The organism is Bacillus nitratireducens, from assembly GCF_001884135.1.
GTDB lineage: Bacteria > Bacillota > Bacilli > Bacillales > Bacillaceae_G > Bacillus_A > Bacillus_A nitratireducens.
The window spans coordinates 1-23,907 of record NZ_MAOC01000003.1 but is presented as its reverse complement, the minus strand read 5'-3'; the positions used below and the strand labels follow the sequence as shown (position 1 = coordinate 23,907).

At 36.3% G+C, this 23,907-nt stretch carries 19 protein-coding genes and 5 pseudogenes; 21 read left to right on the top strand and 3 right to left on the bottom strand.

Annotated features, from left to right (window positions below):
* Nucleotides 1-301 precede the first annotated feature (301 nt).
* Nucleotides 302-1,303, top strand: coding sequence for a LacI family DNA-binding transcriptional regulator (locus tag BAU23_RS00495; RefSeq protein WP_071733311.1), 1,002 nt, complete (start codon nucleotides 302-304; stop codon nucleotides 1,301-1,303).
* Between the two features lie 89 nt (nucleotides 1,304-1,392).
* Here the strand turns inward: BAU23_RS00495 and BAU23_RS00490 are convergent, their stop codons facing one another.
* Nucleotides 1,393-2,673, bottom strand: a complete 1,281-nt coding sequence (locus BAU23_RS00490; RefSeq protein ID WP_071733309.1) for an MFS transporter — start codon at nucleotides 2,671-2,673, stop codon at nucleotides 1,393-1,395.
* A 495-nt stretch (nucleotides 2,674-3,168) separates the two neighbouring features.
* On the opposite strand from BAU23_RS00490, the gene iolG reads away from it, so the two are divergent.
* The 7 genes from iolG (at nucleotide 3,169) to BAU23_RS00450 (ending at nucleotide 11,774) form a co-directional block, all read left to right on the top strand.
* Nucleotides 3,169-4,194 carry an inositol 2-dehydrogenase gene (gene iolG, locus BAU23_RS00480; RefSeq protein ID WP_001101870.1) on the top strand — a complete coding sequence of 342 codons (1,026 nt, stop codon included), beginning with the start codon at nucleotides 3,169-3,171 and terminating at the stop codon, nucleotides 4,192-4,194.
* Between the two features lie 105 nt (nucleotides 4,195-4,299).
* Nucleotides 4,300-5,298, top strand: a complete 999-nt coding sequence (iolC, locus tag BAU23_RS00475) for a 5-dehydro-2-deoxygluconokinase (RefSeq protein WP_033718373.1) — start codon at nucleotides 4,300-4,302, stop codon at nucleotides 5,296-5,298.
* Nucleotides 5,299-5,375: 77 nt separating this feature from the next.
* The gene (locus BAU23_RS00470) at nucleotides 5,376-6,839 is read left to right on the top strand and encodes a CoA-acylating methylmalonate-semialdehyde dehydrogenase (RefSeq protein ID WP_071733307.1); all 1,464 of its coding nucleotides are present in this window, start codon (nucleotides 5,376-5,378) and stop codon (nucleotides 6,837-6,839) included.
* A gap of 154 nt (nucleotides 6,840-6,993) precedes the next feature.
* Nucleotides 6,994-8,928: a 3D-(3,5/4)-trihydroxycyclohexane-1,2-dione acylhydrolase (decyclizing) gene (gene iolD, locus BAU23_RS00465; protein ID WP_071733306.1), complete on the top strand. Its 1,935-nt coding sequence runs from the start codon at nucleotides 6,994-6,996 to the stop codon at nucleotides 8,926-8,928.
* 121 nt (nucleotides 8,929-9,049) lie between these two features.
* The gene (iolE, locus tag BAU23_RS00460; RefSeq protein ID WP_071733304.1) at nucleotides 9,050-9,946 is read left to right on the top strand and encodes a myo-inosose-2 dehydratase; all 897 of its coding nucleotides are present in this window, start codon (nucleotides 9,050-9,052) and stop codon (nucleotides 9,944-9,946) included.
* 88 nt (nucleotides 9,947-10,034) lie between these two features.
* The gene (locus BAU23_RS00455) at nucleotides 10,035-10,880 is read left to right on the top strand and encodes a class II fructose-bisphosphate aldolase (protein WP_071733301.1); all 846 of its coding nucleotides are present in this window, start codon (nucleotides 10,035-10,037) and stop codon (nucleotides 10,878-10,880) included.
* A 102-nt stretch (nucleotides 10,881-10,982) separates the two neighbouring features.
* Nucleotides 10,983-11,774 (top strand): 5-deoxy-glucuronate isomerase, encoded by a 792-nt coding sequence (locus tag BAU23_RS00450; RefSeq protein WP_071733299.1) that lies wholly within the window; start codon nucleotides 10,983-10,985, stop codon nucleotides 11,772-11,774.
* Between the two features lie 304 nt (nucleotides 11,775-12,078).
* Here the strand turns inward: BAU23_RS00450 and BAU23_RS31080 are convergent, their stop codons facing one another.
* Nucleotides 12,079-15,207 carry a S8 family peptidase gene (locus tag BAU23_RS31080; protein WP_071733295.1) on the bottom strand — a complete coding sequence of 1,043 codons (3,129 nt, stop codon included), beginning with the start codon at nucleotides 15,205-15,207 and terminating at the stop codon, nucleotides 12,079-12,081.
* A 281-nt stretch (nucleotides 15,208-15,488) separates the two neighbouring features.
* Here BAU23_RS31080 and BAU23_RS30430 point away from each other — a divergent pair.
* The 9 genes and pseudogenes from BAU23_RS30430 to BAU23_RS00405 all read left to right on the top strand — a co-directional run.
* Nucleotides 15,489-15,626: pseudogene (locus BAU23_RS30430) on the top strand (Rpn family recombination-promoting nuclease/putative transposase); the annotation flags it as partial.
* 217 nt (nucleotides 15,627-15,843) lie between these two features.
* Nucleotides 15,844-16,551, top strand: coding sequence for an IS6 family transposase (locus BAU23_RS00430; protein WP_071733293.1), 708 nt, complete (start codon nucleotides 15,844-15,846; stop codon nucleotides 16,549-16,551).
* A gap of 53 nt (nucleotides 16,552-16,604) precedes the next feature.
* Nucleotides 16,605-17,282: pseudogene (locus BAU23_RS00425) on the top strand (5-deoxy-glucuronate isomerase); the annotation flags it as partial.
* A gap of 85 nt (nucleotides 17,283-17,367) precedes the next feature.
* A complete protein-coding gene (locus BAU23_RS00420) occupies nucleotides 17,368-18,252 on the top strand; it encodes an Rpn family recombination-promoting nuclease/putative transposase (protein ID WP_071733289.1) in 885 nt (294 codons plus the stop codon).
* A gap of 372 nt (nucleotides 18,253-18,624) precedes the next feature.
* Complete coding sequence (locus BAU23_RS30985) at nucleotides 18,625-18,792, top strand: helix-turn-helix domain-containing protein (RefSeq protein WP_406911182.1); 168 nt, start codon at nucleotides 18,625-18,627, stop codon at nucleotides 18,790-18,792.
* Between the two features lie 59 nt (nucleotides 18,793-18,851).
* Nucleotides 18,852-19,187 carry a DUF4064 domain-containing protein gene (locus BAU23_RS00415; protein ID WP_070144203.1) on the top strand — a complete coding sequence of 112 codons (336 nt, stop codon included), beginning with the start codon at nucleotides 18,852-18,854 and terminating at the stop codon, nucleotides 19,185-19,187.
* A gap of 78 nt (nucleotides 19,188-19,265) precedes the next feature.
* Nucleotides 19,266-19,616 carry a DUF4064 domain-containing protein gene (locus BAU23_RS00410; protein ID WP_071733287.1) on the top strand — a complete coding sequence of 117 codons (351 nt, stop codon included), beginning with the start codon at nucleotides 19,266-19,268 and terminating at the stop codon, nucleotides 19,614-19,616.
* A gap of 8 nt (nucleotides 19,617-19,624) precedes the next feature.
* Nucleotides 19,625-19,738, top strand: a pseudogene (locus BAU23_RS30865) (DUF4176 domain-containing protein); the annotation flags it as partial.
* Between the two features lie 106 nt (nucleotides 19,739-19,844).
* Entirely contained in the window at nucleotides 19,845-20,051 is a 207-nt protein-coding gene (locus tag BAU23_RS00405; protein WP_071733285.1) for a hypothetical protein, read from the top strand.
* A 745-nt stretch (nucleotides 20,052-20,796) separates the two neighbouring features.
* Here the strand turns inward: BAU23_RS00405 and BAU23_RS00400 are convergent.
* The gene (locus BAU23_RS00400) at nucleotides 20,797-21,504 is read right to left on the bottom strand and encodes an IS6 family transposase (protein ID WP_071733283.1); all 708 of its coding nucleotides are present in this window, start codon (nucleotides 21,502-21,504) and stop codon (nucleotides 20,797-20,799) included.
* A gap of 110 nt (nucleotides 21,505-21,614) precedes the next feature.
* On the opposite strand from BAU23_RS00400, the gene BAU23_RS00395 reads away from it, so the two are divergent.
* The 4 genes and pseudogenes from BAU23_RS00395 to BAU23_RS00380 all read left to right on the top strand — a co-directional run bounded on the left by BAU23_RS00395 (nucleotide 21,615) and on the right by BAU23_RS00380 (nucleotide 23,616).
* A complete protein-coding gene (locus BAU23_RS00395; RefSeq protein ID WP_002150736.1) occupies nucleotides 21,615-22,007 on the top strand; it encodes a hypothetical protein in 393 nt (130 codons plus the stop codon).
* 423 nt (nucleotides 22,008-22,430) lie between these two features.
* Nucleotides 22,431-22,766, top strand: a pseudogene (locus tag BAU23_RS00390) (Holliday junction resolvase RecU); the annotation flags it as partial.
* Between the two features lie 196 nt (nucleotides 22,767-22,962).
* Nucleotides 22,963-23,208: pseudogene (locus BAU23_RS00385) on the top strand (nitroreductase family protein); the annotation flags it as partial.
* Between the two features lie 39 nt (nucleotides 23,209-23,247).
* On the top strand, nucleotides 23,248-23,616 hold the full coding sequence (locus tag BAU23_RS00380; protein WP_071733279.1) for a DUF1304 domain-containing protein: 369 nt from the start codon (nucleotides 23,248-23,250) through the stop codon (nucleotides 23,614-23,616).
* Nucleotides 23,617-23,907: the final 291 nt, after the last annotated feature.

The following is a 23,907-nucleotide window of genomic DNA, read 5'->3' as shown; positions in this document are numbered from 1 at the left end:
CCTAAGGTGAGAAAGAATAGGCTAAAGGATTTTAAATTGATAAAATTTGAATAGAAAGAGAACCGGAATAAGGCCTTTTCTTCTATTTTACCGAAGAATGCTGCTCGTAAAAAGCCTTTCAGATAGGGGTATGTTTATAAGTTGAAATATCCACTTGGAATAAGTTGTTATGTTAATGAGGGGTACCACGTATGAGGATACAATTACTTACAAATATTAAAAGATTTCCTGTTGTGTACCAAGAAGCAAAATATATTTATGATAAAATATAGAAAAAGATGATTAAGAAGGGACAATCAAAGTGAAACCAACAATTTATGATGTTGCGGAAAAAGCAGGTGTATCAATAGCAACTGTATCCAAAGTAATTAATCAAACAGGACGTATTAGTGAAAAAACAATCAACAAAGTAAATCAGGTAATGGATGAATTAGATTACCAGCCAAGTAGTGTAGCAGCAGCGTTAACAGGTAAGAAAACATATACGATTGGGGTACTTGTCCCAGATATCTCAAACCTATTTTTTGCAGAAGTGGCAAGAGCTTTTGAAAATAGTGCACGAGAATCAGGGTATACGCTTATTTTATGTAGTACAGACCATCAAACAAAACGTGAACACGAATACATTGATTTATTATTTAAAAAGCAAGTAGATGGCATTATTATTGCAACGGAGCTAAATGATTATAAACTTGTTAAAAAAATCGTGAATCGAGATTTGCCGCTTGTTTTATTCACTGTAGATCATCCTTCCATCACAACTCATGTTGTAACAACTGATGATATGAGGGGAGGCTATCTAGCTGGACAGTATTTAACGCAGAAAGGCCATACATCTTTAACGATTATGATGGAGAAGGATAGAAAAAGTAGTTTAGGGAGACTGACTGGTTTCAAACAGGCTCTTACAGATTCAGAGGTTTCGTTAGAAGAGGATGCTATTATTAGCTGCTATTCGACAGTGGAAGATAGCAAACGTGCAAGTAAAGAACTACTTAATTTGCCTAACAGACCTACAGCGGTTTTTGCTTGTACAGATTTAATTGCGATATGCCTTATGAACGAAGCAAGAAAACAAGGACTTTCGATTCCTGAAGATTTATCAATTATCGGATTTGATAATACCATCTATGCTGAGATTGCAGATCCAGGGTTAACGACGATTGAACAGCCAATTACACAAATGGCAGCCTGTACGTTTGAACAACTCTTAAAAACGATGGAAATGAAGGCGCATGCTAAGCAAAAAATTACAATTATTCCTCAATTAGTAGAGCGATCCTCAGTAAAGGATATTACATGATAGTTTTTTTAGTAGCATACTTGAATGTAACAAAAAGAAGGGCATCGTAACTATGTGCAGTTATGATGCCCTTCTTTTTTATTAAGAACTTATACTGAGAATTGCTCGCCGCTTTTCGCATTTAAATCTTGTTTCATCTCATTTTCCTTTGGAATAGTAAGGAAATGAGTTAAAAATGCGCCAAAGAAGTACAAGCCAGCAAAGATCCACATCACGCCGCCTACACCTAATGGCCCGATGAATGCAGTTACTACTAATGGCCCAACGAATGCTGATAATCCTGAACCTAAATTTAATACAGACATAGCGGCTCCTTTATTTTCAGGAGCTAAAGATGGTACTAAAGCTGTAAGAGGTACATAACCGGCAAGTGTTGCTCCATAGCAACATGCAACAAATAATATTGCCCAATAATTATGTCCTACCATTTGTGGTACATAATAGAGTGCAAGAGTTACAATTCCGCAACCGACTCCTCCGAACCATTTAATCGTATTTACCCAACCAAATTTGTCACCAACAATACCAAAAATAATATTAAACACCATATTTACAAAGAATAGAGTGCCCCAAATTTGTAGCCATTCAGTCATCGTAAAATTATATTTCATCATATAAGTAGGCAGGAAAACAACAAATCCAAACTGAGCGGCCGAGTTTATAATTTTAACAATACCACCTATACCAACTTTTGGATTTTCAAATGCGATGGTAATGCCTTTTAGTAATTCACTTGATTTGTTAGAGCTTACGGTTTGTGCTTTAAATTTGTCCTTATTTACAACAATTGAGAATAATCCCCCGACGACAACAAAAATTAAGGCGCTCCATAAAGTAGCGATTTCCCCGATTTTAGGAACCATATAGCTAGAATAGAAGGCCCCGATAACACTAAGTCCAAGCTGGAATACGAACCAGAACCAACCAACTGCTCTTGAAAGCATTTGCTGAGGAGTACTGTAAGATACCCAAACTAGGAAAGAATAAGCAAATAAGGGATAACCAAATCCTCGTAGAGCGTAGCAAAGTAATATAACGGGATAATTCATATGTTGAATTCCTATACCGATGAACCCAATTGATCCTAAAATGAATGATACTAAACCAAACGTCATTACTTTTCTTGGTCCCCACATTTGTACAAATACCCCCGAAAACCAAGAAGAAGCAGATACAGTAATTCCGTAAATAGTAAACAGAAAAGCAGCGTGTTCTAGTGTTAAGCCATTCTCAACGAGATAAGGGGATAACCATCCTTGTTCTAAACCATCCCCAATCATAAAAACAATAATCCCTATGTATCCCCAAGTTAAATTAGAAGGGATACCAATCTTGTCCATAAATGTTTTGTTTGAACCAATTGCGTTCATTCTCCCACCACCGATAAATTATTTTTGGTTAAGCGCTTAATTACTTTTGATAAAAAAAGTATACGCTTACATTATGAGGTCGTCAATGAAATTTTTTGACAATTTACAACTTTCTTTCATAGGGTGCAATCTATTTGCTTATTGGACACTAAAATGATCGTGAGCATGAATAGAAAGAAATAACTTATAGATGGGAGTTTAATCTTTAGAAGGATTAGTTTTCTTTGTTATATCAGTATTTTAAAAGAATATATTTGTAGCTGTTTAGATTATTTGTTTCTTATTATTACTTTGTAGATGGATGTAGTACGTTTACTTACGATATTTGAAATTCGGATGAAAAGAAAAGTATTCAAAAAAATAAAAATGTTTTCAATTTAGAATCAAGTGTGTATAATGAAGAAAAATAGGGAAAGCGCTTAACTAAATTTATTACGCTAAACCTTATAGACTTTCATTTCGTTTCTTAAATTTTAATAAAGAGGGAGAAATCATATGAATGTTTTAACGATTGGGATTATTGGTGCTGGACGAATTGGGAAACTGCATGTTGATAATTTGCAGCTTATGCCACAAGTAAAAATTAAAGCGGTTTCAGATGTAGTGATTAGTCATTTAGAAAAGTGGGCTGAGGATAAAGGGATTTCCACTCTGACAACTAACTATCAGGATTTATTAGCAGATCCAGAAATTGATGCTGTCTTTATATGTTCACCAACAAATACACATGCGCAAATTATTAAAGAAGCGGCTCTTGCGAAAAAACATATTTTCTGCGAAAAGCCTGTTAGTTTCTCGGTAGAAGAAACATTAGATGCATTAGAAGTAGTAAAAGAACAAGGAGTATCTCTTCAAGTAGGTTTTAACCGCCGTTTCGATCCTAACTTCAGAAAAGTCTATGATCTTATTCAACAAGGAGAAGTGGGACACCCACATATTTTAAAAATTACGTCTAGAGATCCACAACCGCCAAGTATAGAATATGTTCGTTCTTCAGGTGGATTATTTATGGATATGATGATTCATGATTTTGATATGGCTAGGTATGTGATGAATAGTGAAGTTGTTGAAGTATTTGCATATGGTACAACATTAATTGATCCATCCATTCAGGAAGTAAATGATGTTGATACAGCAATTGTCACATTGAAATTTGCGAATGGAGCTTTAGGGGTAATTGATAATAGCCGCCAAGCTGTTTATGGATATGACCAGCGTCTTGAAGTGTTTGGTGAAAAAGGAGCGGTCGCTGCGGATAATTGCTGTCCGACAACAGTACAAGTGTCAAAAACAGAAGGTGTTGTAAAAGATAAGCCACTTTATTTCTTCTTAGAGCGCTATACACAGGCTTACATTGAAGAAGTAACACAATTTACAAAGTCAATTATAGAAGGACAAGCTGTTATTTGCAGTGGTAATGATGGTTTACAAGCAGAACGAATTGCGAAAGCTGCGAAGGAATCTTTACTAACAGGAAAACCTGTTCAAATTGAACATAAACAGCCTGCATTAAATCAATAAAGAGAGCGCTTACTTCTAGAAATTTAAAGAGCAGTGAATCGTATGGTTATAAAAATTTCTGAACCATATCATTTACCTTTACATAAAGCACGGGAGGTAGTAACAATGAATCCACTTATTTTTAAAGAAGATTGTCCATTAGATCTAATTGCAGTTGGACGTTTATGCGTTGATTTAAATGCCAATGAAACACAACGTCCTATGGAAGAAACAAGAACATTTACTAAGTATGTGGGGGGATCTCCTGCGAATATTGCGATTGGTGCGGCGCGTCTTGGCTTACAAACAGGATTTATCGGTAAAGTGTCCGATGATCAAATGGGCCGCTTTATTACAGGATACTTAAAGGATAACAATATTAATACGGATCAGATATGTATTGATTGCACTGGTGCAGTGACAGGTTTAGCTTTCACAGAAATTAAAAGCCCTGAAGATTGCAGTATTTTAATGTACCGCGACAATGTCGCAGATTTAAATCTTGATCCAACAGAAGTTTCTGAGGACTATATTAAACAATCAAAAGCTCTCTTAATTTCAGGAACAGCTTTAGCGAAAAGTCCTTCTCGCGAGGCGGTATTTTTAGCGCTAGAATATGCGCGTAAGCATGATGTAGTCGTATTTTTTGATGTTGATTACCGTCCGTATACATGGCAGTCAGAAGCTGAAACGGCTGTGTATTACAATCTAGCGGCTGAAAAATCTGATGTCATTATTGGAACGCGTGAAGAGTTCGATATGATGGAAAAACTATTAAACTATGAACAAACTAATGACCAAGTTACGGCTGAAAGATGGTTTTCTCATCATGCGAAAATCGTCGTAATTAAGCACGGAGGGGATGGTTCAATCGCTTATACGAGAGACGGTCAATCACACCGAGGCGGTATCTTTAAAACAAAGGTATTAAAGACGTTTGGCGCTGGTGACTCGTATGCTTCTGCGTTTATTTATGGCCTAATGCAAGGGCTTGAGATTCCTCAAGCGATGCGATTAGGTGGCGCTTCTGCTTCAATCGTTATTTCTAAACATAGCTGTTCGGATGCAATGCCAACAAGGGCAGAGATTTCTGCATTCATGGAAACGGCTGAGGAAATTGTATAGAAACATCATAAATGAGTAATCAAGTAAGTGCGTATCTTATGGACGCTTCTACATTACATAAAAGGGAGAGAATGAATATGACAGTACAAACAGCACAAATTGTAAAAAACTACATTGGCGGCGAATGGGTAGAATCTTCTTCAACGAAGATGGAAGCTGTATATAATCCTGCAACAGGAGAAGTAATCGCTCAAGTACCACTTTCAACAAAATTAGATGTTGAACAAGCCGTACAAGCAGCAAATGAAGCGTTTAAATCTTGGTCTAAAACCGCTGTGCCAAAACGTGCTCGTATTTTATTTAAATATCAACAATTATTAGTAGATAACTGGGAAGAGTTAGCGAAACTTATTACGATTGAAAACGGAAAAAGCTATAGCGAAGCTTACGGTGAAGTTCTTCGTGGTATTGAGTGCGTGGAATTTGCAGCGGGTGCACCTACATTAATGATGGGAAAACAGCTTCCTGATATTGCGACAGGTATTGAGTCTGGTATGTATCGTTACCCAATTGGTGTTATAGGCGGGATTACACCTTTTAATTTCCCAATGATGGTTCCATGCTGGATGTTCCCACTTGCGATTGCTTGCGGTAATACATTTGTGTTAAAACCTTCAGAGCGTACACCACTTCTAGCGGCAAAATTAGCCGATTTAGCAGAAGAAGCTGGTTTACCAAAAGGTGTATTAAATATCGTAAATGGCGCTCACGATGTAGTAAACGGTCTTCTGGAACATAAATTAGTGAAGGCAATTTCATTTGTAGGTTCTCAACCTGTCGCAGAATACGTTTACAAAAAAGGAACAGAAAACTTAAAACGCGTTCAGGCACTAGCGGGTGCGAAAAACCATTCCATTGTATTAAATGATGCAAATCTTGAACTAGCAACAAAGCAAATTATTAGTGCTGCATTTGGTTCAGCTGGTGAGCGTTGTATGGCCGCTTCTGTTGTAACAGTAGAAGAAGAAATTGCAGATCAATTAGTTGAAAGACTAGTAGAAGAAGGAAATAAAATCGTAATCGGCAATGGTCTTGATGAAGATGTATTTTTAGGACCAGTTATTCGTGATAACCATAAAGAGCGCACAATTGGTTACATCGATTCAGGTGTAGAACAGGGCGCTACATTAGTTCGTGATGGACGCGAAGATACAGCTGTAAAAGGAGCTGGTTACTTCGTTGGCCCAACAATTTTTGACCATGTTACAAAAGAAATGAAAATCTGGCAAGATGAGATTTTTGCTCCTGTTTTATCCATTGTTCGTGTGAAATCATTAGATGAAGCAATTGAAATTGCGAATGAGTCTCGCTTTGCAAATGGAGCTTGTATTTATACAGATAGCGGAGCAAGTGTACGTCAATTCCGTGAAACAATTGAATCAGGTATGTTAGGTGTCAATGTTGGGGTACCAGCACCAATGGCATTCTTCCCGTTCTCTGGCTGGAAAGACTCTTTCTATGGTGATCTTCATGCGAACGGTACGGACGGCGTTGAGTTTTATACTAGAAAGAAAATGCTTACATCTCGCTGGGAAAAGTAATCATGAAGAGAGAAGCAGAATCTCTCTAGTTGCTTGTAAGCGAAAGTAACGGAAGTAGTAAAACATAAGAAGGAAGTATTAGGAGTCTATCAAATTCCTGATACTCCTTTTTCATATGCAGAATGACTGATAGAGATAGAAAGGAGCAAACAATATGCAAACTGTTAGAATGACGACGGCGCAAGCTTTGGTGAAATTTTTGAATCAGCAATACGTAGAGTTTGATGGAAAGCAACAAAAGTTTATTAAGGGAATCTTTACGATTTTTGGTCATGGAAATGTAGTAGGCCTGGGTCAAGCTTTAGAAGAAGACGCAGGGGAATTAGAAGTATATCAAGGGAGAAATGAACAAGGGATGGCAAATGCTGCGATGGCCTTTGCAAAACAAAAACATAGAAAACAAATTATGGCATGTACTTCTTCTGTTGGTCCTGGATCAGCAAATATGATTACCTCTGCTGCAACTGCTTCTGCAAATAATATTCCCGTTTTACTACTTCCAGGTGATGTATTTGCAACGAGGCAACCTGATCCTGTTCTTCAACAAATTGAACAAACACATGACTTATCTATTTCTACGAATGATGCTTTTCGTGCGGTAAGTAAGTATTGGGACCGGGTGAACCGTCCTGAACAATTGATGACAGCTATGATTCAAGCCATGCGTGTTTTAACGAATCCAGCAGATACAGGAGCTGTAACAATTTGTTTACCACAAGATGTCCAAGGGGAAGCGTGGGATTTTCCAAGTTACTTCTTCCAAAAGCGTGTTCATCGTATTGAACGTCGTCTAGCTACAAAAGCCAGCTTAGCGGATGCGGTTGAAATGATCAAGAGAAAGAAAAAGCCAGTTATGATTTGCGGTGGTGGTGTAAGATATGCAGAAGCGGCAGAGGAACTGAAACAGTTTGCTGAAGCATTCCGCATTCCATTTGGAGAAACGCAAGCTGGGAAAAGTGCGATTGAAAGCAGCCATCCATATAATCTTGGCGGCATCGGAGTAACTGGAAATTTAGCAGCCAATACAATTGCAAAGGAAGCGGATCTTGTTATTGGAATCGGGACAAGATTTACTGATTTTACAACGGCATCTAAACAATTATTTCAAAATGAAGAAGTTGAGTTTTTAAACATCAACATTTCAGAATTTCATGCGAACAAGCTTGATGCATTGAAGGTTATAGCAGATGCAAAAGAAGCGCTTCTTTCTCTAATAGATGAACTACAAACAATTGATTATCGATCTAGTTATACATCAGAAATTAATGATGCAAAAGAGGCTTGGAAAACAGAATTAGCACGTCTACATAATATTCGATTTTCAGGTCAGGATTTCACGCCAGAAGTCGAAGGTCATTTCAATGAGAGTTTAAATGAGTATGTAGACGCACTTGGTACACAATTAACACAGACTGCAGTCATTGGACAAATGAATACATTACTTGATGAAGATGCAATCATCGTTGGTGCGGCAGGAAGTCTTCCAGGTGATTTACAAAGAATGTGGGAATCGAGAAAACCAAATACATATCACATGGAGTATGGATACTCTTGTATGGGCTATGAGGTTGCAGGCGCACTTGGTGCAAAGCTAGCTGAACCATCGAAAGAAGTATATACAATGGTAGGGGATGGCAGTTACCAAATGCTTCATTCTGAGCTCGTAACAAGTCTTCAAGAAAACAAAAAAATTAATGTTTTATTGTTTGATAACTCCGGATTTGGCTGCATTAATAACTTACAAATGGGTAATGGAATGGGAAGCTTTGGAACAGAGTTTCGCTACCGAAACCAGGAAACTCGTAAATTAAACGGGGCTATTATGAAAATAGATTTTGCAGCTAGCGCGGCTGGATATGGCGTGAAAACGTATCGTGTTACATCGATAGAACAATTACAGGAAGCGCTTATAGATGCGAAAAAACAAACAGTTTCTACATTGATTGATATTAAAGTATTACCAAAAACAATGACAAATGGATACGATTCATGGTGGCATGTTGGTGTTGCAGAAGTATCTAATAGTCAAAGTGTACAAGCCGCGTATGAGAGTAAAGTAAGTAACTTGCAAAAGGCAAGATCTTATTAAATTAGGACACAAAGAGAGCTTTTTATCTACATGCATATTTATAGACAGCTCTCTTTTTAACGAACAGATAAGAGAAGTTGGCAAAATTCTATAACATTTTGCGAAGAGGAGAGACAAGGGGATGTTTAAAGAAAATAAGATTAAGCTTGGAATTGCACCAATTGCATGGACAAATGATGATATGCCGGAGTTAGGAGCAGAAAATACGTTTGAACAATGTATTAGTGAGATGGCACTAGCTGGATTTAATGGAAGTGAAGTAGGTAATAAATATCCAAGAAATACAGTTATATTGAAAAAATCTTTGGAATTACGAAACCTGGAGATTGCTAGCGCATGGTTTAGTATGTTTTTGACAACGAAGCCGCTTGAAGAGACTGTACAAGCATTTATTAAGCATAGAGATTTCTTGCATGATATGGGTGCAAAAGTCATCGTTGTTTCAGAACAAGGACATAGTATTCAAGGTTTAATGGATGTACCGCTATTTAAAAACAAGCCTATTTTTACAGAAGAAGAGTGGGATAAGCTTGCGGATGGGCTACATCACCTCGGTAAATTAGCTCAGGAAAAGGGGCTACATATTGTATACCATCATCATATGGGTACGGGTGTTCAAACAACGGCAGAAATTGAAAAGTTAATGGATATGACGGATCCAAAGCTTGTATCCCTGCTTTTTGATACAGGTCATCTTGTTTTTTCAGGAGAAGAGCCACTTTATATTTTGAAAAAATATTTACCTCGTATTAAACATGTACATTTAAAAGATATTCGTCAGGAAGTAGTAGATGCTGTAAAGGAAAACGAATTAAGCTTCTTACAAGCAGTGAAGAATGGTGCATTTACAGTTCCCGGAGATGGCGTAATAGTATTTGATGAAGTGTTTACTACCCTTGCAAACTCTGATTATAAGGGGTGGTTTGTGGTAGAAGCAGAGCAAGATCCAGCTTTAGCGAATCCTTTTGAATATGCATTAAAAGCCCGGAAATTTATACAAGAGAAAGCAGGTCTTTAATTTCCGCATGGTGAGATTACATAAGGAGTAAAAAGACGAAACGTTTGTTTTCTATTTAATAAATAATATTGAAACAGGTGAATGTGTAATGCCATTAGTGCAAATGAAGGATATTTTAATAAAGGCAAATCAAGAGAATTATGGGGTCGGAGCTTTCAGTGTCGCTAATATGGAAATGGTAATGGGAGCTATCAAAGCAGCAGAAGAGCTGCGTTCTCCACTTATTCTACAAATTGCGGAAGTTCGTTTGAATCATTCGCCGATTCATCTGATTGGTCCTTTGATGGTTGCTGCGGCGAAAAAAGCGACTGTCCCAGTAGCAGTTCACTTTGATCATGGTATGACGTTTGAAAAGATTAAAGAGACATTAGAAATTGGTTTTAGTTCGGTTATGTTTGATGGCTCTCACTATCCGTTAGAGGAGAATATCCAAAAGACAATAGAAATTGTAGCGCTTGCGAAACAGTACGGAGCGACGGTAGAAGCTGAGATTGGCAGAGTAGGTGGTAGTGAGGACGGCTCAGAAGATATTGAGATGTTGCTGACAAGCACCACAGAAGCAAAAAGATTTGCAGAAGAAACAGACGTTGATGCGTTAGCTGTTGCGATTGGAAATGCGCATGGTATGTACAATGGAGACCCTGATTTACGATTAGACCGCCTACAAGAAATTAATGAGGTAGTTCGTATTCCACTCGTATTACATGGTGGTTCTGGCATTAGCCCAGAGGATTTCAAACAATGTATTCACCATGGTGTGCGAAAAATTAATGTAGCAACAGCCACATTTCAGAATGTAATTACTGTGGTTAACACTGCCGCTCGGAATACTCCTTATTCAGATTACTTTACGTACCATCAGGATGTTATTGAGGCCGCATACGAAAACGTTAAAAATCATATGCGAATATTCGGAAGTGAAAACAGAGTATAACCAGAAAAGCTTTCTTCATTAATATTAGAAGAAATTCGAAATTTAGTTAGCTGAAAAAGGTAGAGAATTATAGAGTATCCATTTAACAAGGGGGAGAACGTCATGTTAGGAAAATTAGGCGAATTAAAAGAAGGGTTTAATGTATTAACAGAAATGAACGGTCAATGCAGTGATATGTTAATGGATATAGGCATATATAAGATGTCTAATGGAAAAGAAGAGCTGCTATTTGATAATAAGAATGAAACGGCAGTACTGTTACTAGAAGGAGCAATACGTTTAGAGTGGGAAGGAATGGAACAAGTTATTCAAAGACAGTCTGTGTTTGAAGAAAACCCTTGGTGTTTACATGTGGCTAAAAATGTGAAGGTTACAATTACTGCTCTTTCAGATAGTGAAGTGCTTGTTCAAAAAACAGATAATGATCAAGAATTTGCATCCAAGTTATATACTCCAAATGAGTGTCAAAGTGTTGTAGCTGGAGATGGAGTATGGGAGGGAACAGCACAGCGTGTTATTCGTACGATTTTTGACTATAACAATGCAGCATATTCTAATATGGTAGTAGGAGAAGTTATTTCTTATCCAGGGCGGTGGTCCAGTTACCCACCGCATTATCATGACCAACCAGAGGTATATTATTATCGCTTTAACAAGCCACAGGGATTTGGGTGTGCAATGGTTGGTGAGGATGCTTATCGCGTCGTACATAATAGCTTTATTACGATTCCAGGTGAGCTAGACCACCCGCAAGCAACTGCGCCTGGATATGCAATGTATTTTTGTTGGATGATTCGACATCTTGAGAATCATCCATGGAATGATCGTATCATGGAGGAAGACCACAAGTGGTTATTAGAACCAAACGCGAAAATTTGGCCAGAAAAGGAGTAGATGAAAAGAAAGGTTCTGGAGCAAAAACGATGTTACTTGCAATCGTTTTTGCTCAGAACCACCAATTTTTTATATTATTGGAGTAAACTTTATACATCCCAAATGCAAGAAGGGATGCCATATCGTTCACTTCGAAAAACAATTACAGATTTTCCGAACTGGAAAACCCATTACGGTGCGATAGCACCCCCCTTTAGGGGTGGTGAGGTTGGATGCGGAGTATCACTGAAACCATAAGGTTCGTGGTACTTTAAGTATACAAAAGTGTTTTCTCATGTCGAATCTTGCTTAGCGTATATTTTCGTTAAAATGTTGGCGGTACGCCAACTTCAGGTTGATTAATAGTTAGTTTACCTTGCGCTTTCTGTCTGATTCTATTTCCATCGGCATCTGTTAGTTCCACTTCAATAATAGCATTTTTAATCTTTACATTTGGAACGGTCCAAACGCCTTTATAAACTCCTGGTTCTACCTCTTCTATTTTATTTTTAGAAGAAGATTGCGCATTCTTTTGAGCAGGGAGTTTCACTTCAAAGTTTGCTTCGCCGCCTATTACATTACTTTGGAAAGATATTTCTACCTTCTCACCTGGGAACACATTTTGGTCAATTGCTGGTTTTAAATCTTTAATGACGCGCTTCTCTTTTATTAGTGAAACGGTAACTGGATCCGATTCTCCGGTCAATTTACCATTTAACATTGAGACTGCTACTAATTTATTTTCACCTTTTTTCATTTTCGTTGGGATTGTAAATTTTCCGTCATCACCAACTTTTGCAGTACCTACCTCTTTATTATTATTCATCAACTTAATCGTTGTTGTCGGTGAGGCAGTCCCTTCTACCATGATATTTTTGTCTTTGAATACTTCATCATGTTTTGGAGAAGTAATAACAGGAGTGTCTACTTCATAACTTACACGGGCACGAATCATATAGTTACCGTCTTCAACAAATGCTGGATAAAATTCACCGTCAAGATATTGATAGCTTCTCTCCATATATGGGTTACCATTATCAGTTGCTAAACCAAGTGCAATTGGATAATTCAGTGTTTGGATATATACCATATAAAAATCTCCATCAACCTTGATATTGTAATCTCTTAAATCTACTACCGTCCAATCATCTAATACGGCTTCAGCAGTTATCGGTCCAGCAAGTTTCTTACCCGGTAATCCATTGCTTCCAGAAGCATCCCATACTTCCACACTAAATTCCGTTCCAACCGTGTCTGAGTATTTTTTGTTCTTGAAGCGAAACACACCATCTGTGACAATGGCTGATTTCTTATCCTTTGGCAATGACATTTTTACTGCCCATCCAGCTCCACCGCCAAAATACATACTGGCAGCATCAACAATTCCATTGTCATAACCAATTTCGCCACCCGGATACGTGAAAAAAGGCTTAAGATCGATATCTACGTGGCTATCTCCATTAATTGTAATTTTAACATCTTGACTGTGATAGCCACTTCTCATTGCCCTCAATGTATAAGTACCTTTGTAAGCTGTGAGAGTATATCTACCGTCCTTATCCGTCGACACAGGTGTAATATTGGCATCTTCAATAAGGAGTAATGTCACACCTTCGACAGTTTCCCCTGATTTTTCATCCGTAATGACACCACTTACAGTTCCTTTAGGGATTTCTTTCAATGTGAAATCTGCTTGTAGTACTTTATCTTTTTCGAATGTTACTGATTGCTGTTTAGATTGATATCCATAGGCTTCAGCTTGAACTGTATAATTACCGATAGCATGTGCGAGTTTATAAGCGCCGTTTTCAGGGTTTGTGTTAACGTACTGTCCGCTTTCAAGGACACTTACTTTACCTCTTATCGGCAAATCTGAACCCTCATTTGTTTGAACCACCTTTCCTTCCAAAATCCCCAGACCTTCTCTAATAGATGATACAGCATTGTATGCATTGACTAATCCATACCCGTACCCATCATTCGGTGATTCTGGATATTCCTTATCTGTTAAAGGCGTTGCTGTTTTTATTAATATTTCTTCTATTTTATCAACTGATAAACTTGCATCAACCTCATATAATAATGCTACAATTGCTGATACAGCGGGGGCCGCCATCGATGTGCCATCCCATCCACCTTCGTAATCGCTGCGAGGTATTGATGAACGAATATTTGCTCCAGGCGCTGAAATATCTGGCTTTATTTCACCATATGGTGAAGGGCCGCGTAATGAAAAATCTCCAACTATATCATTACTATCGGTTGCTCCCACCGCAAATGCTTCAGGATAGTTTGCTGGATTGGCGACTGATCCCGGTCCGCCATTATTAGTCATGCTCGTGTTTCCAGCTGAAAATGTGGGAAATATCCCAGCATTTCTCCATTCTTTTACTACATCTCGATACCATTCATCAAGCCCCGGTCCGCCACCCCATGAGTTGTTAACCACATCTGGCGCCATGTCAACTCGAGTATTCCCCTTTGAATCTGTTGGTGCTAAAATCCACTCTGCAGCCGCCAATAAATTCGCATCACTTCCACTAGTCTCTGAGAATGCCTTAACAGCAATCCATTTTGCACCGGGTGCTATTCCTATTTTATTTGATCCATCAGGCTCACTACCGACCATTGTTCCAGTCACATGTGTTCCATGTGCTAAATCATCATATGGCACAGATCGTCCAGCAGTGGCATCAAACCAATTAAAGTCGTGATTAACTTCTCCAGTTGCTGCATTATAGCCTCGATACTTTTCCTTTAATGCGGGATGATCCCATTGAACGCCGGAATCAATACTTGCTACAACTACACCTGTACCGTTGATCCCCTTTTCCCATAAAGCTGGAGCTCCAACTCTTTCAACATTCCAATCTACAGTTGCTAGATTTGAATTAAGACTATTCTCTTTAGTTGTTGAAACAAATAATTGTCTTGTTTCGTTTGGTAATACTTTTTCAACTTCAGAAAAGGCTGCTATCTTTTTTGCTACCTCTTTCGTTGCTGTAACAGCCATACCATTGACGATAAAATAGGACTTAAAAGATTCGACATTCCCTCTATGTACTTCTTGTTCAAGATATTTTACAACGCTTTGTTGTTCTTCGTGTGCAGTAGCTTTTAATTCAGAAACAACTGCAGAGCGTTGCATAAACTTTTCTTTATTCGCAGATAGTTTTTCTTTCTTCGCAATATCTTTTGTTTGGTTTATGGCTTTTGTTGTATCTGCTTTTTCTTTAAATTTAATTAAAAAGGTTACTCTGTCATCTTTTTCAAACTTAGCTAGTAAACGATTACTCATCTTTTCTTTCGCAGCAGTTTCAGAATCATTTACATAACGGGATGATCTCTCAATTAATTCAGCATTCGCAAGTCCGGGTGTTAATAATGAAAATACCATAATCAAGGCTGCTACAATACTAAATAATCGCATGTGATGTTGTTTCTTTCTCTTCAATTCGTTTTCCCCCCTCAATTTCTAAATTCTTTGCTTGTCATTTCTTGAAGTTACAGCCTTTGTTTAACCATTATTTTGAAACACAAAGACTAAATTTCCTTTTATCCCTCCTCAATTTTAAAGCTGAATGTTACTATTATAGGTTAAATTGTGATATGTTTCTAGGGAACTATTCTAATAGTTTGAATAATCGCTAAAATAAAAAATATTCAACATCATCCTCCATTTCCCTCACTATTTCGAAAAAATTTTTACTATTTTCCTAACTCAAAGAAGGTTTTGAAGCAGGTCTGGAAAAGGGGCTAGAAAAAAGTAAAGCCCAATTAATTCGTGGTATACATAAGAATGGCATGCCAATAGAAGACATTGCGAAATTCACAGATTTAAGTATAGAAGAAATCCGAAAGATATTATTATAATGCATGCTACTTTAAATAGAACTCTTTAATATTAACTAAATCTAAGTCAGATATAATAACTGTATTTATTTGAATACAAAAGAAGATCTCCTTCAGTAATCTGGGGGGATCTTCTTTTAAGCTCATAAATACAAGTAATGCTGAGAGGTTCTGGTGCAAGAAATCTAGTAAACTTGGACATACTGATACTACTAAACTAAAAAGGACGTGTATCGGTATGAAAAAAACAGTAGAATTCAAATGGAAACATTATCAGCCTGATATTATTTTATTTACCGTGAGATGGTACCTACGGTACAGCCTCAGTTTTCGTGATTTGGTGGAAATGATGGAAGAATGCGGACTATCTATTGCTCATACAACCATCATGCGTTGGGTACATCAATATGGACCTGAATTGGATGAACGAGTACGGCGTAATCTTCAGTCAACCAATGATTCCTGGAGAGTCGATGAAACCTATGTGAAAGTCAAAGGTCAATGGCTGTATCTGTATCGTGCCGTTGATTCAGAAGGGAATACCATTGATTTTTATCTAAGTGAATCAAGGGATAAACAAGCAGCCAAGCGCTTTTTTAAGAAAGCCTTGGCTTTTTCGCACGTTTCTAAGCCTCGTGTAATAACTGTAGACAAGAACCCAGCTTATCCCATCGCTATCCAAGAGTTAAAAGAAGAAAAGCAGATCCCTGAAGGCATCCAACTAAGACAAGTGAAATATCTCAACAATATAGTAGAGCAGGATCACCGCTTCATTAAAAAAAGCATTCGCCCGATGCTTGGGTTAAAGTCCTTGCGAACTGCTAAACGAATTATTGCGGGGATAGAGGCCATGCACATGATCAAAAAAGGACAGACTCTCCAAAGGGAAAAGTCTGTCCAAAATCAAAAAGAATTTATTCATAAATTGTTTGGACTAGCTTCATAAGCTAGCAATTTAAAGGAAAGTGACACTCTATGTTTCTATCGAGTATTTTTTGCACCAGAACCCTTTTACTAGAAGGGACAATACGTTTAGAATGGGAAGGAAATGTAGAAGTTATTCAAAGAGAGTCTGTTTTTGAAGAAAATCCTTGGTGTTTGCATGTGGCTAAAAATGTGAAAGTTACAATTACTGCTCAGTCAGATAGTGAAGTGCTTGTTCAAAAAACCGATAATCACCAAGAATTCGCGTCCAAGCTGTATACTCCAAATGAGTGTCAAAGTGTTGTAGCCGGAGAAGGGGTATGGGAGGGAACAGCACAGCGTGTTATTCGTACAATTTTTGACTATAACAATGCAGCATATTCTAATATGGTAGTAGGAGAAGTTATTTCTTATCCAGGACGATGGTCCAGTTATCCACCACATCATCATGATCAGCCAGAGGTATATTATTATCGCTTTAACAAGCCACAAGGATTTGGATGTGCACTGGTTGGTGAGGATGCTTATCGCGTTGTACATAATAGCTTTATTACAATTCCGGGTGAGCTAGACCACCCACAAGCAACGGCGCCTGGATATGCAATGTATTTTTGTTGGATGATTCGACATCTTGAGAATAATCCATGGAATGATCGTATCATGGAGGAAGACCACAAGTGGTTATTAGAACCAAACGCGAAAATTTGCCCAGAACCACCAATTTTTTATGGATTTAGGCAGGCTCTTATGTGAGATAGCATAAGAGCCTGTTTGCATGTTCTCCCTTTTTTTATGTACAATAAGAATAAGAGATGATATAGACAGGGAGAGGAAATCCATGTCCACTAAATTAGTAAATTTACGCATTGATTTTGCTTTTAAACAGTTATTTGGGACGAAAGGGAATGAGGAAATATTAACGGGTTTCTTAAATGCAATTCTAGAGGAATCTTTAGATGCACCTATTACATCACTACAACTAGATGATCCACATCTCCATAAATCTTATGAAGATGATAAGTTATCAATTTTAGATCTATTAGCAACGTTAGGTAATGGGACGCAAGTAAATATCGAAATTCAGCTTCGAAATACACATGATATGGTGAAGCGATCTTTATATTATTGGAGTAAACTTTATACATCTCAAATGCAAGAAGGGATGCCATATCGTTCACTTAGGAAAACAATTACCATTAACTTATTAGACTTTATTTTGTTTTCTCAGGATGATGCATTTCATACCATCGGACAATTATGGAATACAAAAATGCAGCAACTATTAAGTGACGACATTGAAATCCATTTTGTAGAGATACCGAAATTGGTAAAACAATGGCGTGAAGAAAAAGTAAACCCGTGGGAAAATACATTTGTTCGTTGGATGTTATTATTACCAGCACATGAAGATGAACATTTAACTCAAACATTGGAGGAGATTGCAATGAATCAAGATCCAATTTTACAAAAGGCAATAAATAAATGGGAAAATATGAGCCATGATTCTTCTTTCCGAATAGCATATGAAGCTCGAGAGAAGTTACTTCTAGATGAACAAGCTAAGCTAGCGCATGCAGAACAAGAGGGTATGGAAAAAGGTATTGAGCAAGGTAAGATGCAAATGATTCGAGGGATGCATGAAATTGGTGTACCGCTTGAAACTATTGCAAAAGCAAGTAAGTTAAGTGTGGAGGAAATAGAACGTATATTGAAATTAAAGTAAATATATATGAACATACAGAACTCATGAATAGAATACAAATTTGTATTCTATTCATGAGCAAAAGGGTTCTGGTGCACAAACACTTGTAAATTATTTTGAAGTTTTTGCACCAGAACCCTTTTTTCTATAGTCTAAAAAAATTTTTTAATGAAAAACCACCCTTACCCTGATTCACTTAGGATTTCTACATACATGGCATAGAATAAAAATATTCTTCTAAATGATTTGTATAAAAAAGTGCGCCATTGAGATAAGATGGCGTACTTTTTTATTTGTAAGGATGAGTCAAAATGTCGCTACGACTTCTTTAATTCGGTTATCAAGCTGTTTAGAGACATCAACGATTTAATAAAGCGGTTTAAATTGCTATTTATGTTATATGAGATTATGACACCGAGAGAAGTGAGTGATCGATGGAGGATTACTCCTGATACTTTACGAATGAGATTGAAGCATAGTTGTTGCTTTTATTGTGGAACAAAACTACATATAATATTAAACCCAATACATTTGTGTATAGTTTTCCTAAATTATATTTGATAATATAGATAAATGGACATTAAATATATAATATATTAATAGTTAGGGAGATATTAGAAATGAAAAGAACACCTGAATTTATACTGGGTTTAATTGGTGGTATTTTGGGAGTAATAGCTTCTCTTATTATATTGATGATAGCTATTACTGCTATGGATGGTTATATTGATTATAAAGTTTTGACTTATTACTCTATTTTATTAATTATCCAAATAGGGCTGTTAGTTTTGGCATGTTCAGTAAATAAGGTTAACAATATAGCTTACGGACTTTGTATGATATTGCTCCCATTAGTAACATTGGTTATGTCATTATTCCTTTTATTTATTCCAGTAATTCTTCAAATTATTTCTGGTGGATTTGCGTTTCGATCTTTAAAACAAGAATCTAATTAAAATATTTAGCTATTCCAAAATCATGGTAAATATATAAAGGGAAATTTAAATAATATTTTTGAAGGGTGGTATTGTAATTTGAAACGCACTGTAGAATTTGTAATCGGCTTAATCGGAGGAATCTTAGGACTCTTACTTTCTTTATTTATTGTAATTGGTTGTATTTCCTACACAAGTTCTAATACTAGTTCTGGAGGTATTGAAGAATATATTATCATTACTTCTAGCATCGCCTTAATTATTCAAATAGGCCTATTAGTATTAGCTTGTTGTGTTAATAAAATAAATAATAAAACTTATGGTATTTGCATGATTGTATTAAGTATAATTTCATTGTTTTTAGGTTTATTTATTTTATTCATTCCAGTGGTTTTACAAATCATTTCAGGTGCATTTGCATTTAGACCTTTAAAACAGGAATCTAATTAAAACAATAACTGGCTAATGAATATAATGTATTTTTTAACCATGACCATATTGTTCATTCATTATTTAAGGGTTTTGGAACAGAGGATGCATTAGAATTAAGAGATAAATTATCTGAGCTTTAGTGAAAATGGGGAATATATTATATGATTTTAGGAATTTCATATTTTGATATTTTTTGTATCGTAATGATTGTTTCATTTTTTTTCATTTTTTTTCATTTTTTGGAGATTGAATGTATGGTATAACAAGAAACATAATGTCCCTAAGGTTTTTCAATGGTTTCCTAGAAAATGGGGTAAAAGAAAAGTTTCAGAGCATTTATCACAATTAAATGAAAAGTTAGCGGCTGAAGGTAAAGGTATTTGGGTTACAATCTATGCTATAGATTTATATATTGTAACGATTTCTTGTACAGTCAAAAAATATAAATCTTAATACATATATGGTTAAAGAAATGTTGATTAAGTAAATTTATGGTGGGGAGGTGGAAAGGGTTCTGGTGCAAAAATAATTTTATAACAATTCCAAACTGAATATTTGATGATTATGAAAATAAATCATTCGAAATCTAGAGAGAAAACGCGTATTTTAATAACAAATATCCGATTAATATTCGAAATTAAGCTTATATTTTTGTGTATATTTTGATACTATTCGAGGTTTGCACCAGGACCCTACATATAGAACCAATTGCATATATAACAGGAAGCATAACTTTGCGGAAAATGCAGGTTTATGCTTCTTTTTTTGCGCAATTCGCATATTGTTTGCAACAGCATTCTCCTATAACTAAGCTCTACCATGCATGAAATGTTATTCTAAAGCGGAAAAGGGGATAAATGACAGAATAGAAATAAAATTAGAAAAATATATCGTGTAATGGTAGAATGTGGTTGGGTTATCGGGGTCTGCGTTTAGCCTATAGAATGATAATCAATATATCTAGTAATAAAGGGGGAATTAGTTTGGAAAGTAGGAGTAATAGAATGAAGAATCATTTTCGAAGGCTTGTAGCTATAAGTATTTGCTTCTTGTTAGTCTTCCTGGGTAGTAATTATTCAAAAGCTGAAACGGCTTCATCTATAGGATTAAATGCTAAAGATGTAGAAGCTTTCACGGTTCTGGTGCAAAAATAGAAGAAAAGATAATAAAGCGCATAGATTCCTAACGGAATCGTATCTTATGCTGCAAGTTCAAACAATTGATGGATGAATTCTTTCTGATTTTGGACAGACTGGTCCCGTAAATCAACCTGTTCTTTTTTAATCATATGCATGGCTTCTACTCCAGAAAGAATGGATGTAGCTGTGTCAAAACATTTGAACCCTAGCATAGAACGAATTCGCCCCTTTATAAAGCGATGATCTTGTTCTACTATGTTATTCAAGTACTTTTGTTGTTTAAGTCGCATACCACCAGGTATGCTTTTTTCTTTTTTCAACTGTTCAATCGCTATAGGATAAGCTGGATTTTTATCGACTGTTATAACACGAGGTTTTGAAACATGAAAAGACTGCAAGGCCTTCTTGAAAAAGCATTTTGCAGCCTTCTGGTCTCTTGTTTTGCTCAGGTAAAAATCGATTGTATTTCCTTTCGAATCAACAGCACGATACAGGTACATCCATTGACCTTTTACTTTGATATATGTTTCATCGACTCTCCAGGAGTCACTTGTTTGTTTAAGGTGACGTCGGATTCGTTTGTCCAATTCAGGACCGTACTGATGAACCCAACGCATAATCGTTGTATGGGAAATGGATAAGCACCGTTCCTCCATCATTTCCACTAAATCACGAAAACTGAGGTTGTACCGTAGGTACCATCTTACCGTTAACAAAATAAGATCAGGCTGATAATGCTTCCATTTGAATACATTTTCCTTTTCCATACCAATCACGCACCTTCTTTAGATTAGTAGTATCAGTATGTCCAAGATTTGTAGATTTATTGCAATCGTCCTGAAGTTTTTGCACCAGAACCGAGCGAAGGAGAAATAAAATGATTATACAAAATGAAAAGGTGGATATGGGATTAAGTACAGCTGGAGAAATAGGAGTAAATCTATTATTTTATAGTAATACTATTTTGTATAAATCTTTAGGTATGGCCGTAAAATCGGCAAATATTCATGATTTAATAGAAAGCGCGGAAGTATTACAATTTTATGTTGAGGATGGATTGATAGAATCATCATATTTTGAAGAAATTGGGAAGCAAAAAATGTACTATTTTTCACGTGAAATAAAAAATAAACGCGACCTGTTATGTGATTATGAAAAAAATGATATAAGTTTGAATTATAAATTAATACAACCACTTTGTAAGGAAGAAGGGTATCAAACAAATTTAATTCCCCTATTAATTTCAGTTATGCTAGTTAAAGGATTATAAGGTAGCGCTATCAAGCTAAGATTATGCAAAGTCAATTTTAGACGAGATTGTTTCTTTTTCCTAAAGGGCAAGTGTAGTTGATTGAAAGATTTGAATACGAAATAAACCCTAGCGGGTTTCACTTTTTTGAATTAAGCGGCTTGATTATCAGACGCGCTTAAAATCAATAAAGATTAGGGAGATGTATTAGCTAAGGTATCTGTATAGGTGATTGCATACTAAGTATGCAATCAAGAGCATTGTTGAATGTATTGGGTTATTCAACACGTTTAGAATAACACGAAATTTCTGCTAATTCACCCGGTAAATTTATCCTAAAAATGTTCGGTAGGATTTTTAGGCCTAGAATATGTTCATAAATTATAACGAAATCGTTATTTGAATAGAAAAGTACAGATGAAATTTTAATTAGATATACTTATTATTTCATCTTTTTGTTTTTTCCTTATAGAGTTCAGTAGGGATCAGATAGTATTCCTTGTGCCAGCATCAGTTATTCAATCTTATGTGGGGATGTCTCACCAACCGAATGGTAAGAAGTCGATACCGAGAGCAGACTTTGATATTTATGGATACTTAGTAGAACAAACAGAACGAGCACAAGTTGATTACTTACAATACATCGATGAGACAGGATTAATTCCAGGAGTGTTAGATGGGATGATTCGGATAGATCAGGACCATAAAAGGGAAGTAAATAACATTGAAGCAGCGAAAGAGAAAATGAATAATAAAAAACGTAAATTATTAAAGGCGTAATGGATAACGGAACCATGCAGAGTGGATGGTAGGGGCTACTCGCCATGAATGTGTCCCTTATTCAACAATGAGATTGTGAAATTTCACGTACCATATATAAAATTTAAATTACAAATTAGAAATAGAGGATTCCTTCATGGAACAATTATCTCTATTACCAGAAATCACGAATGAGGAGGACAAATTAATACAGATCCAAGAAAATCGCGAAACTATTTTGATTGACGCAGGGCTTGTCTCCATGCAGTTAATGCTGACAGCACGTGCACATGGATATGATACAAATCCAATAGGGGGTTATGACAAGGAAAATATCGCTGCAATCTTTGGATTGGAAAAAGAGCGCTATGTACCAGTTATGCTTCTATCTTTCGGTAAAGCAGCCGACGAAGGATATGCTTCATACCGTCTCCCTGTTGATAAAATTGCACAATGGAAATAGTATAAAACTGATATTAGGGAGTAGAGGGGGCAGAATGGTATGGAAATAATCGCAGCTATTTTAGTCGGGATCGTAGCATTAGAACATTTATTTATCATGATCCTCGAAATGTTTTTTATTGATTCAAAAGTAGCAAAACACGCTTTCAAATTACCGAAGCATTTAGAAGGAGATCGAAACGTAACCATTATGTTTGCAAACCAAGGTTTATATAATGGATTTTTAGCCGCTGGTCTCATTTGGGGACTTATAATTGGGCTCAACCCAATTGGTTATATGGTTCAATTATTTTTCGTAATTTGTGTGGTAGCAGCTATTTTCGGAGGTTTCACATCTAATAAATCAATTATTGTGAAACAAGGACTTCCAGCTATTTTAGCACTGGTTGCCCTTTTATCTATGATATAGAACCAAAGCTTTTCAATAAAAGAATTCATTTTAGGAGATATTTTATTCAGCTAGTTTGATAGCGATATGGTGCTACCCCTAAGTAAAAAATAAGATTAGTTTTTTTATTTAGCTGTAGAGACGAATAAATTTCACGTACCGTATTTTATATTAATAAGAAAAATTCAGTAATACAGGGATTTTAAGTGATTCAATTATCATTATTCCCATAATGGACAGAAAGGTATAAAAGGAAGCAGTTAGCATTTTAAAGTTAAGAGACATGTATGATGAGCCATATATAATAATTAT

Coding starts and splice junctions, on each gene's coding strand:
- BAU23_RS00470 (WP_071733307.1), top strand. CDS start 5,376: ATGACAGTACAAACAGCACAAATTGTAAAAAACTACATTGGCGGCGAA.
- iolE (WP_071733304.1), top strand. CDS start 9,050: ATGTTTAAAGAAAATAAGATTAAGCTTGGAATTGCACCAATTGCATGG.
- iolG (WP_001101870.1), top strand. CDS start 3,169: ATGAATGTTTTAACGATTGGGATTATTGGTGCTGGACGAATTGGGAAA.
- iolC (WP_033718373.1), top strand. CDS start 4,300: ATGAATCCACTTATTTTTAAAGAAGATTGTCCATTAGATCTAATTGCA.
- BAU23_RS00450 (WP_071733299.1), top strand. CDS start 10,983: ATGTTAGGAAAATTAGGCGAATTAAAAGAAGGGTTTAATGTATTAACA.
- BAU23_RS00455 (WP_071733301.1), top strand. CDS start 10,035: ATGCCATTAGTGCAAATGAAGGATATTTTAATAAAGGCAAATCAAGAG.
- BAU23_RS00420 (WP_071733289.1), top strand. CDS start 17,368: ATGTCCACTAAATTAGTAAATTTACGCATTGATTTTGCTTTTAAACAG.
- BAU23_RS30985 (WP_406911182.1), top strand. CDS start 18,625: ATGTTATATGAGATTATGACACCGAGAGAAGTGAGTGATCGATGGAGG.
- BAU23_RS00430 (WP_071733293.1), top strand. CDS start 15,844: ATGAAAAAAACAGTAGAATTCAAATGGAAACATTATCAGCCTGATATT.
- iolD (WP_071733306.1), top strand. CDS start 6,994: ATGCAAACTGTTAGAATGACGACGGCGCAAGCTTTGGTGAAATTTTTG.
- BAU23_RS00415 (WP_070144203.1), top strand. CDS start 18,852: ATGAAAAGAACACCTGAATTTATACTGGGTTTAATTGGTGGTATTTTG.
- BAU23_RS00400 (WP_071733283.1), bottom strand. CDS start 21,504: ATGGAAAAGGAAAATGTATTCAAATGGAAGCATTATCAGCCTGATCTT.
- BAU23_RS00490 (WP_071733309.1), bottom strand. CDS start 2,673: ATGAACGCAATTGGTTCAAACAAAACATTTATGGACAAGATTGGTATC.
- BAU23_RS00380 (WP_071733279.1), top strand. CDS start 23,248: ATGGAAATAATCGCAGCTATTTTAGTCGGGATCGTAGCATTAGAACAT.
- BAU23_RS00395 (WP_002150736.1), top strand. CDS start 21,615: ATGATTATACAAAATGAAAAGGTGGATATGGGATTAAGTACAGCTGGA.